Raw genomic sequence first — 13,323 nt, 5'->3', positions numbered from 1 at the left:
CACGTTCTCTCTATTATAACGGAATTCGGCCCGATCCTCACGCCTCACCTTTTCTGCCATCATTTTTACTCTTCTAAAGTCGATTTCCTTTGCTGATTATCTTTATGAATCTTTTTCAGCGTGTTGTTTATATTATGTAAACTTAACAAGATAAAGCCAAGCATGATAAAGGTGATGAGTTCTCCTGTAAAAAAAGCGATGATCCCTAAAATAAGGAAATATAAACTATACCACCAATTGTTCATGTAAAAACACCTCCCACTTTGAATTTATTTTTTTCTATGTCTTTTCTGCTTAATAGCCCTGACGGAGTTTCACACTATAAAACCTCATTGCCCTTGGGACACCTTCTATTTCAAAAACTCCTTTTACCACTAAATGCATGAGTCTATATTCAAAATACTCGTCACCAATCCTTTGATCCAAATGACCAATCACCTCGCCAATCAGTCTTGCTGATTTTATAAAGCCTTTATTTTTCTGCTCATCATGTAATTTTCTTGCTGTCTGTATGATGTATTCATCGTAATAACCATCATCTACACTGAATAATTGTTCATCCTCCCATACTCTCAGGTTCTCTATCTGATTAGATAGCTCGCCCCATTCAAACTCATAGCGTGCCCTTTCTTTTTGAGATAAAGGCTGATTAGTCTTATTTCTATCATAAATCGCCCCTAATTTTTCAGGTACAATTTCACCTGTATGGCTAGGAACGTATTCAACTTCCGGCTTAGCCACAACGGTTTTATACGCAACTGTCGTATTTATTAACATAATAGTATTTCTTTTTTTCCTTAATAAATAAAGGACATAGCGCAACGCTGTTTGTTCATCAGAGTTATTCCCCGCCCAGATGAAGATTCTTACATGCTCATCAATTGCCTCAATCACGGAAACTGTCTTTTTAAAGGAAGCTAAATAAGTAAACAAGTACTCCTCCTCTACATTTATATGGTTCATCAACCATTTGTATCGTTGCAAGAGACCCGTTTCTTCGTGCAATTTCCATATTGGTCCAATCGAAAATTGATCCGAAAAGAAGATAACCTTTTCCTCGTCTTGGATGTTTTTTAAACTGCCTGCGGAGGAAGCACCAAATGCAATATGCACAACCTTAACGCTCTTATCATCCTCGGACCTTTTTTGCCTTTCTTTCAAGTCGAGAAAATCGCTGTAAATCTTTTTCATATCCTTTGCCAGCTCTTCATCAGTCTGTGCCTCGATGCCTATCTTACTTAAGAGCAAAAACAACAGGGATCTTACTTCATCTTCACTTGAGTTAGCTACAATTTCCTTTACCTCTCTCAAAATTCCCACCTCCATTTCTTTATAGTAGCATGAATTGCCAAATTCTTTTCTCCATTACATGAATGTAACAAACGACACCAGTCTCCCCATTCATTGCCGCCCTCCTAAAGAAAAAAGAAGACAAACTCTACGAGTCCGCCTTCAAAGGTAACGTCCGTTTCTCCGCTACACCTATTGATCCTTCTTCTTTTTTTCCTCCCAAAGCCGCAACCGTTCTTCATGACTGACCTCTTTATGGACTTGATGCAGCATCCATATATAGCCAAAAGAGTCCATAAAGATCGCGTTCGATACCCCGTAGTCCGGAAGCTCCGTCACCGGCTGCACCTCCGTGCAGCCTGCCTCCATCGCCTTGTCGTACGTTTCTTTAATATCCGGCACCGATACATTGATCCAGCTCGTTTTTGGATCTTCAGCCGTTGGGGCGACCAAATGAAACTCAGGATTTTCATCTAACAGATGAAAACGAACGCCGTATAACGTAAAGACCGCCTCATTTTCACCACGGGGCAAATCGGAAACCTCCACCCGCTCAATCTCAAATATCGTTTCGTATAGCTCCAGAGCCTTTAAGCTATCCTTCACAACCATATCAATTTCTACTCCAACCATAACGCTCACTCCTTTCAGACGTATTCTTCCCTTGTCATTTTCCCAATTTCTTGACTAAAGTATACCAAATTCAGGGCGGGATAAGGCAGTAAGAAGTTAATCCTTCACTTATAAATACTCTAAAAGAGAGGTAGCGATCGAAAAGTAGATTGATAAACTGAGTATATCACCAATCGCCGTCACAAATGGACCCGAAGCTAACGCAGGATCAAGTTTCAGTTTATTAATAAGTAAAGGCATAACAGCTCCTACGACACATACGACACTTAATGAGGCCATAATTGAGCCGCCAACAATTAAACCCAATAACCACGAACTTTGCAGGAAAGGAATAAGAGAGATCACAATGGCGATCACCAATCCACATAAAAAACCAACAATAATCCCGATAAAAAATTGACATTGTATTAACTTTCGTACACTTTTTTTATCAATTGTTCCTACAGCTAAGCCTCGGACTACTACGGCTAAAGACTGTGTTCCAATATTTCCAGCCGACCCCATGACCATCGGGATAAAAACAGCAAGCATCACCACTGCTTCCAGCGACCACCTAGAATAATTGCAGTCGCTGACTATTGGAATTACAATTTTTATGGTGGAGTCACTCAAGTTCCTGCAACATCTGTTACTAATGGTTAAAATTATGACCAAGGAAGAATAAGATATGATCATGATCAATCAGTAGAGGAAGGATATCCTAACTGTGAAGTAGCCGGGCATGAAATTGGAGACACATTCTTGGTCTGAATCATTTTAAAAATAGCCCTGCACACGCAGGAAATCACTGGATGAAGAGTGGTCGATTTAGATTGTCTACTCCAACGTCGACTGATATTACGCACTTAAGAGTAAAATGGGGGTATTAAAGTGAAAAAGAGTTTATTCGTTTCGTTGTCCTTGATTTTTATTGCCACTTCCAGTAACGTAGTTGCAGACAATGTCATCGTTAAAGAAGTAAGAAATCAAGTTGAACATGTTTTATTTGAAAGTGCCGAAGAAATTACGAACCATTCAGACCTTGTTATTGAAGCAGTAGCAACAGATAAATCAGAAAATATTATTATGAATGAGTATGGCTTTAGAGATGGTCGAACAAACACAGAGGTATTGATAACAAATATTATAAAAGATGATCATGCGGTTCTAAAGGAAAATCAAACTCTTAAAGTTACAGAACCATACTATCGAATAGATAACGGAATTCAACCTGGAGAAACCATTTATTTCTACGATGACTATACACCTCTACAAGCAGGAGCTGAATATATATTATTTTTAAAATATAGGGAAGGCTCTAAAAGTTATTGGATCAATTCACTAAACCAAGGTAAATTTAACATTGATGAAAAAGATGAAATGGAAGAAGAATTAAATATAAATAACGAACAATATTCTGAATTGAAAGTAGACGTATTGGAAACCTATGACGATAACTGAATAGAATATAATCCGAAATAGACGAAGCTGCTGAAAAAATACGATTTTCACTTTCAGCAGCTTTTTAGTAATGGGCCTTAAAGCCTTGCTACGAGTAGATACTTCGAAGAAAGGCGCGCAACGCATCGTCAAAAACATCTCCCATTCCTCTCAATTCTCCCGAAAACATTCACTCGGTGAACTTCAGGTTCAGGAGGGACAACTCCAGCAAATGTTTTTGAGACATACAAAAGACCCCGGTTACCCAAAAACGATAACCGGAGTCTTTTGATGTTTTTATTAAATTGTTTAGTTCAAGTCTCAATCATTCATTATCCAATTGAACCTTCCATCTCGAACTTAATCAAACGGTTCATTTCGACGGCGTATTCCATTGGAAGTTCTTTTGTGAATGGCTCGATGAAGCCCATGACGATCATTTCTGTTGCTTCCTGCTCAGAAATACCACGGCTCATCAAGTAGAACAATTGGTCTTCCGATACTTTTGAAACGGTTGCTTCGTGCTCTAGTGTGATGTTGTTATTTAAAATTTCGTTGTATGGGATTGTATCTGATGTTGATTCGTTATCCATAATCAACGTATCACATTCGATCTTTGACTTCGACCCATCCGAACGGCGGCCGAAGTGGCAGATTCCACGGTAGGTGACTTTCCCGCCATGCTTAGAAATCGACTTCGATACAATCGTTGAAGAACAATTTGGAGCAAGGTGACTCACCTTCGCACCAGCATCCTGATGCTGACCTTTACCGGCAATCGCGATCGAAAGCACTGTTCCTTTCGCTCCTTCACCGCGCATAATAACAGCAGGATACTTCATTGTCAGCTTCGAGCCGATGTTACCGTCAACCCACTCCATTGTCGCTCCGGCATCTGCAACGGCACGCTTTGTGACGAGGTTGTAGATGTTTGGCGCCCAGTTTTGGATTGTCGTATAACGGCAGTACGCATTTTTCTTAACGATGATTTCAACGACTGCACTGTGTAAGGAATTCGTTGAATAAACCGGTGCCGTACAGCCTTCCACATAGTGGACAGAGCTTTCTTCGTCAGCGATAATCAACGTCCGCTCAAATTGACCCATGTTTTCTGAGTTAATCCGGAAATACGCTTGTAATGGCGTATCCGACTTGACTCCTTTTGGCACGTAAATGAATGAACCGCCGGACCAAACCGCTGAATTCAATGCGGCAAACTTGTTGTCGGATGGCGGAATCGTTTTACCGAAGTGCTCTCTGAAAATTTCCTCATGCTCTTTAAGAGCGGTATCTGTATCAGTAAACAGAATACCTTGTTCAGACAATTCTTCCTTCATGTTATGATAAACAACTTCTGATTCGTATTGCGCTGAAACACCGGCTAAATACTTTTGCTCCGCTTCTGGAATACCGAGCTTATCGAACGTATTTTTAATTTCTTCCGGCACTTCATCCCATGATTTCTCGGACTTCTCTGATGGCTTTACATAGTAAGTGATGTCATCAAAGTTTAATTCCGATAAGTCGCCACCCCATTGAGGCATCGGCATGCTGTAAAACAATTCTAATGATTTTAAGCGGAAATCAAGCATCCACTGCGGTTCTTCCTTCATCCGTGAAATTTCTTCCACGATTTCACGTGTCAACCCGCGCTTCGAACGGAAAATCGATACGTCACGGTCTGAGAACCCATATTGATATTCCCCGATTTCAGGCATTTTTTTCGCCATTTGAAACCCTCCTTGTAATTATCTTTACCAAAACCTATGAATCATGATGATCATGAAGTCCTTTTTCCATCGCTTTCCATGCCAAAGTCGCACATTTAATCCGAGCCGGAAACTTCGCTACTCCTTGCAGCGCTTCAATATCGCCTAAATCGAAGCGCTCTTCATCATAATCCTTCCCAAGCATCATATCTGAAAAGATCGAGGACATTTCCAACGCCTCTTCCGGCTTTAGCCCCTTCACCGCCTGCGTCATCATCGACGCAGAAGCGAGGCTAATGGAACAGCCTTCCCCAACAAACTTGGCTCCCGCTATTTTCCCGTCCTCCACTTTCATTTGCAACTGAATCCGATCCCCGCATGTCGGGTTATTCATGTTCACAGTCAGTGTCTCACCTTCAAATTCACCGCGGTTACGTGGATTTTTGTAATGATCCATGATGACCTGTCTGTACAGTGTATCAAGGTTATTAGAAGACATCACCAAAGTACTCCTTTGTTTTTACTAAGCCCGCCACAAGCGCATCAACATCTTCTTTTGTGTTGTACAAATAGAAGCTCGCCCGCGCAGTTGCTGTGACGTCAAGCCATTTCATCAATGGTTGCGCGCAATGGTGACCGGCTCTGACCGCGATTCCTTCACTATCCAAAACGGTTGCGACATCATGCGGATGCACGTCACTTATGTTAAATGTGACAAGACCCGCCCGCTTTTTCGGATGATGAGGGCCGTAAATCGTAATCCCTTCCACCTCTGCAAGCTTCTCCATTGCGTAATCCGCCAGCTCTGTCTCGTGCTTCTCGATTTCATCCCGGCCGACTTGCTCCAGAAAGTCGATTGCTGCGCCAAGACCGATCGCCCCGGCAATAATCGGGGTGCCGCCTTCAAATTTCCACGGAAGCTCTTTCCACGTCGACTCCTGTAAGCCGACAAAATCGATCATTTCACCGCCAAATTCAATCGGCTCCATCTTTTCAAGCAGCTCTTTCTTTCCGTATAAGACGCCGATTCCGGTAGGCCCGCACATTTTATGAGCGGAAAGAGCAAAGAAATCACAATTAAGCTCCTGAACGTTGACTTTCATATGAGGCGTACTCTGTGCGCCATCAACAACCATGATCGCCCCGGCACGGTGAGCAATCTCGCCGATTTCTTTCACCGGATTGATTGTACCAAGCACGTTGGAAACGTGCACGACAGAGACAATCTTCGTCTTGTCTGTGACCGTTTCTTCCACATCAGCCAGATCAACCGTTCCGTCAGGCTGAAGCGGAATATACTTTAACGTTGCTCCAGTTAAGCGTGCCACCTGCTGCCACGGGATGATGTTACTGTGATGCTCCATCGGCGTAATCACAATCTCATCTCCGGCTTTCAGGTTGTCACGGGCATAACTCGAGGCGACGAGATTCAACGCAGTCGTCGTACCGCGGGTGAAGACGATCTCTTCTCTTTGCTTGGCACCGATAAATGCCCGCACTTTGTCTCGAGCTCCTTCATAGCCGTCGGTCGCCAATGTTCCGAGCGTATGCACCCCGCGATGAACATTCGAATTATAGCGGCGATAATAATCCTCAATCGCCTCAATCACGGCTACCGGCTTCTGCGAAGTAGCGGCACTATCCAAATAGACAAGCTGATTTCCGTTGACTTGCTGATCTAAAATGGGGAAATGCTGCTTAATCTCTTTTTCATTCATTAGCGCACTTTCCTTTCGATAGCCTCGCGCAAACTCTCCTTCACAGATTCAATTGGAAGCTGATTCACGACAGGGGCCAGGAACCCGTGAATGACGAGACGTTCTGCTTCCTTCCGAGAAATTCCGCGGCTCATTAAATAGAACATCTGAAGTGGATCCACTTGCCCGACTGAAGCAGCATGTCCAGCAGTAACGTCATCCTCGTCAATTAATAAAATCGGGTTGGCGTCTCCACGCGCTTTCTCACTGAGCATCAGTACTCGTTCTGTCTGTACGCCGTTTGACTTTGTCGCCCCGTGCTCAATTTTGGAAATACCGTTGAAAATCGAAGACGCTTCGCCATTCATGACACCATGCTTAAGGATGTGACCTTCTGAATGCTTGCCGTGGTGAAAAATTTGCGTCGTGAAATTCTGCTTCTGCGTGCCGCGTCCGATGGAGACGGTTTTTGTATCAGCCCACGAGCCGTCACCAATGAGATGCGTTGTATTTTCTGATATTGTATCGCCATCATTCATTTGACCAAGCGCCCAATCCACACGGCCATCGCGTTCAACATGAGCACGACGGACTACATATGTCGTCACCCCGGCTGAAAGCGTATCAACGGCTCCGAAAGCCACCTTCGCCCCAGCGGCGGCATAAACTTCTGCCACAAGGTTTGCTGAACCTGCGCCATCCGTCAAGGACGTGTAGTTCTCGACATAGGTAACGGAGCTGTTTTCTTCGGCTACGACAATCACATGATTGTAGAGCCCTGTTTCTACCGTATCAATAGTGAATACTGCCTGTAAAGGTACTTCCACCTGAACGTTGCGCGGCACATAGAGGAAAACGCCTCCGTTTACTAAAGCGGCATGCTCGGCAAGCAGACGGTTCTCATTCAGCTTGACCGCTTCGCCGAAGTATGGCTTCACTTTGTCTCCGTGCTCGGCAAGCGCCGTCTGCAAGTCAGTAAAGATCACGCCCTTTGACTGCAAATCAGCCGACAACTGCTGATACACCGTTTCTGCATCCTGTTGCACGAGGAGGTTATCTCCTGAATGCTTTTCACCAATCAGTAGCTGGATCTCCGACGCTAACGCCTCAACAGCGTCCAGTTTTGCTTTTTTGGCCACTTCCGTATTAGGAAGAGTGAAATTCCATTTATCTATTTTTGTTTTGTCCGGCTTTGGAAGCTCCGCCGTTTTCATCTGCTCCAAGCCGTTTAACCGGATCGCGCGGAACCATTCCGGCTCCTTGCGTGCATCCGAGAATGCCTGAACCCGCTCCTTCGCGAACAAAGTGTTCGTCTCGACTGTCATACATACCACCCTTTACTATTGTTTCTGCTGTTTTCTTTTTCTTTAAAAGTTCTTACGCTTCCTGATTGACACGTTCATCTTCAATACCAAGCTCTTCTTTGATCCAGTCATACCCTTCAGCTTCAAGACGAGTTGCAAGCTCTGAGCCGCCGGACTTGACAATGCGACCCTGCATCATGACGTGTACTTTATCAGGTGTAATATAGTTAAGGAGGCGTTGATAGTGTGTAATAATCAGACAGCCGAATTCTGAACCGCGCATCGCGTTAACGCCTTGAGAAACGACTTTAAGAGCGTCAATATCCAAACCTGAATCAATCTCATCAAGAATCGCAATTTTCGGCTCAAGCATTAATAGTTGAAGAATTTCATTACGCTTCTTCTCTCCGCCTGAGAAACCTTCATTTAAATAGCGATGTGAGAATGATTCATCAATTTCAAGCAAGCCCATCTTCTCGTCAAGCTGGCGAATAAATTTCATTAAAGAAATTTCGTCACCTTCTTCACGCTTTGAGTTAATCGCAGAGCGTAAAAAGTCTGCATTTGTAATCCCGCTAATTTCGCTTGGATATTGCATTGCTAAAAACAATCCGGCCTTTGCCCGTTCGTCAACTTCCATTTCAAGTACATCCTCGCCGTCCATTGTAATAGAGCCGGATGTAATCTCATACTTCGGATGACCCATAATCGCTGACGCCAAAGTTGATTTACCAGTTCCATTCGGCCCCATGATAGCGTGAATTTCTCCACCTTTTATCTCAAGGTTAAATCCCTTCAAAATTTCCGTACCTTCAACTGCTACATGTAAATCTTCAATCTTTAAAAATGGTGCAGACATACCAATGACCTCCAATGTATTTTCCTTCATCTACCCTTAGATAGGATGAATCTTTTTTTGTGTTATTCTCAATCTATTCTCATTCTAATCTTATAACAAATCCATTATAAGTTCAAGGCAAGTGAATGATTCTACCTTACATTCCCTGTCGTCATTTTGCAACTAAGACAGCGGGCAAATCTGACAAGCTCTCATGTAAAAAACTGAGCAGCCGGCGCACCACTCAGTTTTCCCTTGTTATGCTGTTAGGTGGTTTCCACTTTCTGATCCATTACTGAATCTGTTTATCTTTACCCGAAAGGTCACGAATCGTCTCCTGCACGAGCGTCACCGCCTGGCTTAAGGCCGCTCCTCCGCCAAAGGCAGCCGTCACGCCAACAGCCTCAAGAATTTCTTCCTCTTCACAGCCTTGATCGAGACAGCCTTTTGTATGGTAAATAATGCAGTACTCATCCTGAGAAAAAATACTGATGCCGAGCGCGATCAGCTGTTTTTCCTTTTGGGAAAGCTTCCCCTTGGCAAAACAGGCCTCAGTGAAAGCATTGTATTTCTTGGCGATTTGCGGCATTTTTTCGGTAAAAAAACCGATTCCTTCTTTATAATCCTGTAGCGCCATTTCGATTGGACTGTTCTCCTGTTGCTGCTCCATCCTTTTCAAGCCTCCTTTAGTAATGGCCTTATTATTTGTAAATTGCCCTTAAATATTCGCCAGGACTGATCGATGCTGGATGGTTAAAACAAATTGATGATAAACTCCCTTATTAGTCGGCCCGGCCATTGCCGAATACATCATCGCTCCAAAGATGACCGGATAAAGAGGGAAAGTACATGGACACTCCAGCCGCAAAAGCTAAATTAAAGAAAGGGAGTGTGGCAAAAAGGGAACACCTTTTTCTCCACACTCCCACTTTCTTCTTATTTAATTGTTATTGTGAAATCGGAATAACGGCTCCGTTATACGTCTCTAAAATAAACTGTTCGATTTCCTCGGATTGGAGAACTTCCAGCAGCTTTAACACTTCTGGACGTTCTTCATCCTCAGCCCGGACAACAATTAAGTTCGGTTGAAGGACGTCTTCCCCTTCAAACGCGATTCCGTACTGTTCAATGTCGATGCCGCCTTCCAGCGCGTAATTCGTATTAATCGCCACGGCATCTCCTTCGCCGCTTTCAAAGGATGGCGCGAGCATTCTTGCTTCAACCTGAGTTTCACCGAAACGGAGATTTTTCGGGTTGGAGACAATGTTATCGACTGTGGCAAGCTCGCCTTCCGCTACATCCAGCTCAATCAAGCCGGCACGTTCAAAAATCGGCAAAATCCGGCCATGGTCGCTGATTGAATCACTCATAATAATGTTCGCGCCCTCTGGAAGCTCATCCAGGCTGCTGTACTCCTGAGAATAAATCCCGATCGGTTCTGCGTGTACTTCTCCGATACTAACAAAATCATAATCATTTTCTTCGATCTGCATTTCTAAATAACCCGGCGTCTGAAAATAGTTTGCATCAATATCGCCGTCACGCAACGCGTGGTTCGGCAAAATATAATCCTGGAATGGCACAATTTCGAGCTCAATTCCTTCTTCTGCTAATAAAGGCTTCGCCGCTTCAAGAATTTCAGCATGTGGCACAGCTGATGCCCCCACGCTTAATGTAACAGCTTCCTCCTGCGGCTCACCTGCTTCATCCGCTCCCGTATCAGGTGCTTCTTCATCGGTGCCTCCGCACGCCGCCAAGGACAGGGCCAATGTCGCTGCTCCAATCAAGTGTAAAAACTTTTTCATATTTGTTTCCCCCTTCGTTATCGTTTGTCTGTTTTATTGGTAAAATAGTCGCCGATCCATTGAATAATAAAGACAATGATCACGATGACTATTGTTGCCACGAATGTAATCTGACTGTTGGAACGCTGGAATCCTTCCAAAAAGGCAAAATGCCCAAGACCGCCGGCGCCGATCACTCCGGCCATCGCCGTATAACTGACGAGCGCGATCGCCGTCACGGTAATGCCGGATAGTAACGCCGGCAACGCTTCCGGAATCAAGACCTTGCGGATAATCGTCCAGTTGCTCGCACCCATTGCCTTGGAGGCTTCAATGACCCCTTTATCGATTTCACGGAGAGCAATTTCCACCATCCGCGCGTAAAAAGGAGCCGCTCCAATAATTAAAGCCGGCAGGGCGGCGTTCGCGCCAAGCATCGAACCGACAAGGGCACGCGTAAACGGGATCAGTAAAATAATCAAAATAATAAATGGAATAGAGCGAAAAACATTAACAAATAAACTGAACAGCTGGTTGATAAACCTGTTTTCCCACAGGTTCCCTTTACTTGTTAAATACAAAATCAAGCCGAGAATAAGACCGAGGAAGAATGTTGCCGCTACGGAGATGCCGGTCATATAAACTGTTTCCACTGTCGCATTCCACAATCCGTCCCATTTCACTTCATTCAACATGCGAAATCACCTCCACCTCAACCTGCTTACTGCGGATAAAGGCAATCGCCGCTTCGATTTGTTCGGGTTTTCCATCAAGAGCAATAAACAACGTTCCATAAGAGCCCGCCTGGATTTTCGTTATTTTTCCTTGAACAATATTGACGTCGATATCAAATTGACGGATCAGCTGGCTAATAAGCGGCCGCTCTGTTTCTTCTCCGACAAATGTCAGTTGGACAACTTTCCCTTCAGGAGATTCAGCCAGCATATGCGAAATCGCGTCGGCTGTTTCCTCCGGCTCGGTTATTTGCTTGACAAACTCCTTTGTCATCGCCTCTTTTGGCTTTCTAAACACTTCGCGTACCGGCCCTTGCTCAACGACCTTGCCCGCTTCCATTACGGCGACCTGATGACAGATTTTCCGGATGACATGCATTTCATGCGTAATCAAGATAATCGTCAATCCAAGCTTTTCATTAATGTCGACGAGTAAGTCGAGAATCGCGTCCGTTGTTTTCGGATCTAAAGCGGATGTCGCTTCATCGCATAGAAGAACCTTCGGATTATTCGCCAGTGCCCTGGCGATCCCGACCCGCTGCTTTTGACCGCCACTAAGCTGTGAAGGATAGCTTTCTTCTCTGCCGGCCAGACCGACAAGTTTAATTAATTCATCAACGCGCCGATCACGCTCTGGTTTCTTTACTCCGGCGATTTCAAGCGGGAATGCGATGTTTTCACGCACGGTACGGGACCAAAGCAAATTAAAATGCTGAAAGATCATCCCGATTTCCTGTCGCGCTTTCCGCAACTCTTTCTCATGTAACTGCGAAAGGTTGCGCCCGGCTACCGTGACTTCCCCTTGAGTCGGCCGTTCCAGCATATTCACCATTCTGATCAATGTACTTTTCCCAGCGCCGCTATAACCGATAACGCCAAAGATCTCGCCTTCGTTTATCCGTAAATCAATCCCGTCCACCGCTCGGACCGGACCATCCTTCGTCTGAAATACTTTATAAATATCGCGCAACGTAATCATCAAATCACACCTTTCCGATCACTTAACTTTCTTTTTGCACAGTACTTGTTTCCTGGATGTCAGAACGTTTCTCATAAGAAAAACCCTCCTGTGCATCAGCAAATGAACAGAAAGGTTGCGAACACGAGCCTCTCTCTCATCTTTCAAAGCATTCCGCTTTGCAGGATTTAGCACCATTGGTATGGTTGCCGGGTTTCACAGGGCCAGTCCCTCCACCGCTCTCGATAAGAGCTAAATTATACTTACTTTTAGCATGAAGAAATAATAGCACGAGGAAAAAATACTTGTCAATCTTTTTGCCTTTTCCAATGTTAAAGGAAGATATGGAAGATATTTTCTGAAAAATGGAACTATTTAAGAGGAGAAGAGATTATGGTAAGAAGGCGCCAGTGTGCCAGGGGAAATACTTAGTGGATAGCGATGCCTTACTGCTGGCAGTGGCTTCGTTCTGCGCAAAGTCTGTACCGAAGAAAAACGCTTCGGGACAGACTTTTAAACACAAGGCGCAGACTTCGCTTACTGCTTGGGGTTGTATCAAAAGGAAAACCATCTTTTGATACAGCTCTTTAACACCAGCCTTCTTCGCAGCTGTCGACATAGGAGGTGATTTGTTCGGGTTTTTCTTGCTCATAGCGGTAAATTTTGTCCTGTTCAAATTCATAGCCCTGGAACATGTCATGCTGCAGGCCTTGACTCGTTTCCGACACTTTCCCAATTTGGGTGTCACCAATGTAAAGATTCAGCGTCCCCGCTTCGTATTTCCCTTTTACTTGTCCTGTTACATCGACACGGACAAATCCCATGTTCATAACCTCCCTCAATAAAGTTTAATTTTCTCGCTAATACTCGTGTATTCTCCAAATTTCACTAACACCAAATAGTAATCTCACCAGTACTACTGGATAGAAGTAGAACGAATTAAAATTTCTTACAGGG

The 13,323-nt window shown here is 44.2% G+C and carries 15 protein-coding genes and 1 riboswitch; of the genes, 1 reads left to right on the top strand and 14 read right to left on the bottom strand.

Annotated features, from left to right (window positions below):
• Positions 1-65 precede the first annotated feature (65 nt).
• From M3202_RS07945 to M3202_RS07930, 4 genes are all read right to left on the bottom strand, one after another.
• Positions 66-245, bottom strand: coding sequence for a hypothetical protein (locus M3202_RS07945; RefSeq protein ID WP_251222820.1), 180 nt, complete (start codon positions 243-245; stop codon positions 66-68).
• 49 nt (positions 246-294) lie between these two features.
• On the bottom strand, positions 295-1,320 hold the full coding sequence (locus M3202_RS07940) for a DUF1835 domain-containing protein (protein WP_251222819.1): 1,026 nt from the start codon (positions 1,318-1,320) through the stop codon (positions 295-297).
• 162 nt (positions 1,321-1,482) lie between these two features.
• Positions 1,483-1,923, bottom strand: coding sequence for a VOC family protein (locus M3202_RS07935; RefSeq protein WP_251222818.1), 441 nt, complete (start codon positions 1,921-1,923; stop codon positions 1,483-1,485).
• Positions 1,924-2,031: 108 nt separating this feature from the next.
• Positions 2,032-2,454: a magnesium transporter gene (locus M3202_RS07930; protein WP_251222960.1), complete on the bottom strand. Its 423-nt coding sequence runs from the start codon at positions 2,452-2,454 to the stop codon at positions 2,032-2,034.
• A 339-nt stretch (positions 2,455-2,793) separates the two neighbouring features.
• Between M3202_RS07930 and M3202_RS07925 the strand changes: the two genes are divergently transcribed.
• Complete coding sequence (locus tag M3202_RS07925) at positions 2,794-3,363, top strand: hypothetical protein (protein WP_251222817.1); 570 nt, start codon at positions 2,794-2,796, stop codon at positions 3,361-3,363.
• A gap of 311 nt (positions 3,364-3,674) precedes the next feature.
• Here the strand turns inward: M3202_RS07925 and sufB are convergent, their stop codons facing one another.
• From sufB to M3202_RS07875, 10 genes are all read right to left on the bottom strand, one after another.
• Positions 3,675-5,072: a Fe-S cluster assembly protein SufB gene (gene sufB, locus M3202_RS07920; RefSeq protein ID WP_251222816.1), complete on the bottom strand. Its 1,398-nt coding sequence runs from the start codon at positions 5,070-5,072 to the stop codon at positions 3,675-3,677.
• 34 nt (positions 5,073-5,106) lie between these two features.
• On the bottom strand, positions 5,107-5,550 hold the full coding sequence (gene sufU / locus M3202_RS07915; RefSeq protein WP_251222815.1) for a Fe-S cluster assembly sulfur transfer protein SufU: 444 nt from the start codon (positions 5,548-5,550) through the stop codon (positions 5,107-5,109).
• On the bottom strand, positions 5,540-6,769 hold the full coding sequence (locus M3202_RS07910; RefSeq protein ID WP_251222814.1) for a cysteine desulfurase: 1,230 nt from the start codon (positions 6,767-6,769) through the stop codon (positions 5,540-5,542). Before M3202_RS07910 ends, sufU begins: the two co-directional genes overlap by 11 nt.
• Entirely contained in the window at positions 6,769-8,073 is a 1,305-nt protein-coding gene (sufD, locus tag M3202_RS07905; protein ID WP_251222813.1) for a Fe-S cluster assembly protein SufD, read from the bottom strand. Before sufD ends, M3202_RS07910 begins: the two co-directional genes overlap by 1 nt.
• Before the next feature lie 52 nt (positions 8,074-8,125).
• The gene (gene sufC, locus M3202_RS07900; RefSeq protein WP_251193221.1) at positions 8,126-8,911 is read right to left on the bottom strand and encodes a Fe-S cluster assembly ATPase SufC; all 786 of its coding nucleotides are present in this window, start codon (positions 8,909-8,911) and stop codon (positions 8,126-8,128) included.
• A gap of 271 nt (positions 8,912-9,182) precedes the next feature.
• Positions 9,183-9,560 carry a carboxymuconolactone decarboxylase family protein gene (locus tag M3202_RS07895; protein WP_251222812.1) on the bottom strand — a complete coding sequence of 126 codons (378 nt, stop codon included), beginning with the start codon at positions 9,558-9,560 and terminating at the stop codon, positions 9,183-9,185.
• Between the two features lie 277 nt (positions 9,561-9,837).
• On the bottom strand, positions 9,838-10,695 hold the full coding sequence (locus tag M3202_RS07890; RefSeq protein ID WP_251222811.1) for a MetQ/NlpA family ABC transporter substrate-binding protein: 858 nt from the start codon (positions 10,693-10,695) through the stop codon (positions 9,838-9,840).
• A 17-nt stretch (positions 10,696-10,712) separates the two neighbouring features.
• Positions 10,713-11,369, bottom strand: coding sequence for a methionine ABC transporter permease (locus tag M3202_RS07885; RefSeq protein ID WP_251222810.1), 657 nt, complete (start codon positions 11,367-11,369; stop codon positions 10,713-10,715).
• Positions 11,359-12,387, bottom strand: a complete 1,029-nt coding sequence (locus tag M3202_RS07880; RefSeq protein ID WP_251222809.1) for a methionine ABC transporter ATP-binding protein — start codon at positions 12,385-12,387, stop codon at positions 11,359-11,361. The genes M3202_RS07885 and M3202_RS07880 overlap by 11 nt, the downstream gene beginning before the upstream one ends.
• Positions 12,388-12,520: 133 nt before the next feature.
• Positions 12,521-12,618, bottom strand: a riboswitch (SAM riboswitch).
• Positions 12,619-12,953: 335 nt separating this feature from the next.
• Positions 12,954-13,190 carry a YusG family protein gene (locus M3202_RS07875; RefSeq protein WP_251222808.1) on the bottom strand — a complete coding sequence of 79 codons (237 nt, stop codon included), beginning with the start codon at positions 13,188-13,190 and terminating at the stop codon, positions 12,954-12,956.
• Positions 13,191-13,323: the final 133 nt, after the last annotated feature.

The organism is Halalkalibacter oceani (assembly GCF_023715605.1).
GTDB lineage: Bacteria > Bacillota > Bacilli > Bacillales > Bacillaceae_D > Halalkalibacter > Halalkalibacter oceani.
This window is presented reverse-complemented; position numbering and strand designations above follow the sequence as displayed.

Bases quoted from the DNA above. Each gene is read 5' to 3' on its own strand.
- M3202_RS07945 (WP_251222820.1), bottom strand. From the start codon at position 245: ATGAACAATTGGTGGTATAGTTTATATTTCCTTATTTTAGGGATCATC.
- M3202_RS07935 (WP_251222818.1), bottom strand. From the start codon at position 1,923: ATGGTTGGAGTAGAAATTGATATGGTTGTGAAGGATAGCTTAAAGGCT.
- M3202_RS07930 (WP_251222960.1), bottom strand. From the start codon at position 2,454: ATGCTTGCTGTTTTTATCCCGATGGTCATGGGGTCGGCTGGAAATATT.
- sufB (WP_251222816.1), bottom strand. From the start codon at position 5,072: ATGGCGAAAAAAATGCCTGAAATCGGGGAATATCAATATGGGTTCTCA.
- sufU (WP_251222815.1), bottom strand. From the start codon at position 5,550: ATGTCTTCTAATAACCTTGATACACTGTACAGACAGGTCATCATGGAT.
- M3202_RS07910 (WP_251222814.1), bottom strand. From the start codon at position 6,769: ATGAATGAAAAAGAGATTAAGCAGCATTTCCCCATTTTAGATCAGCAA.
- sufD (WP_251222813.1), bottom strand. From the start codon at position 8,073: ATGACAGTCGAGACGAACACTTTGTTCGCGAAGGAGCGGGTTCAGGCA.
- sufC (WP_251193221.1), bottom strand. From the start codon at position 8,911: ATGTCTGCACCATTTTTAAAGATTGAAGATTTACATGTAGCAGTTGAA.
- M3202_RS07895 (WP_251222812.1), bottom strand. From the start codon at position 9,560: ATGGAGCAGCAACAGGAGAACAGTCCAATCGAAATGGCGCTACAGGAT.
- M3202_RS07890 (WP_251222811.1), bottom strand. From the start codon at position 10,695: ATGAAAAAGTTTTTACACTTGATTGGAGCAGCGACATTGGCCCTGTCC.
- M3202_RS07885 (WP_251222810.1), bottom strand. From the start codon at position 11,369: ATGTTGAATGAAGTGAAATGGGACGGATTGTGGAATGCGACAGTGGAA.
- M3202_RS07880 (WP_251222809.1), bottom strand. From the start codon at position 12,387: ATGATTACGTTGCGCGATATTTATAAAGTATTTCAGACGAAGGATGGT.
- M3202_RS07875 (WP_251222808.1), bottom strand. From the start codon at position 13,190: ATGGGATTTGTCCGTGTCGATGTAACAGGACAAGTAAAAGGGAAATAC.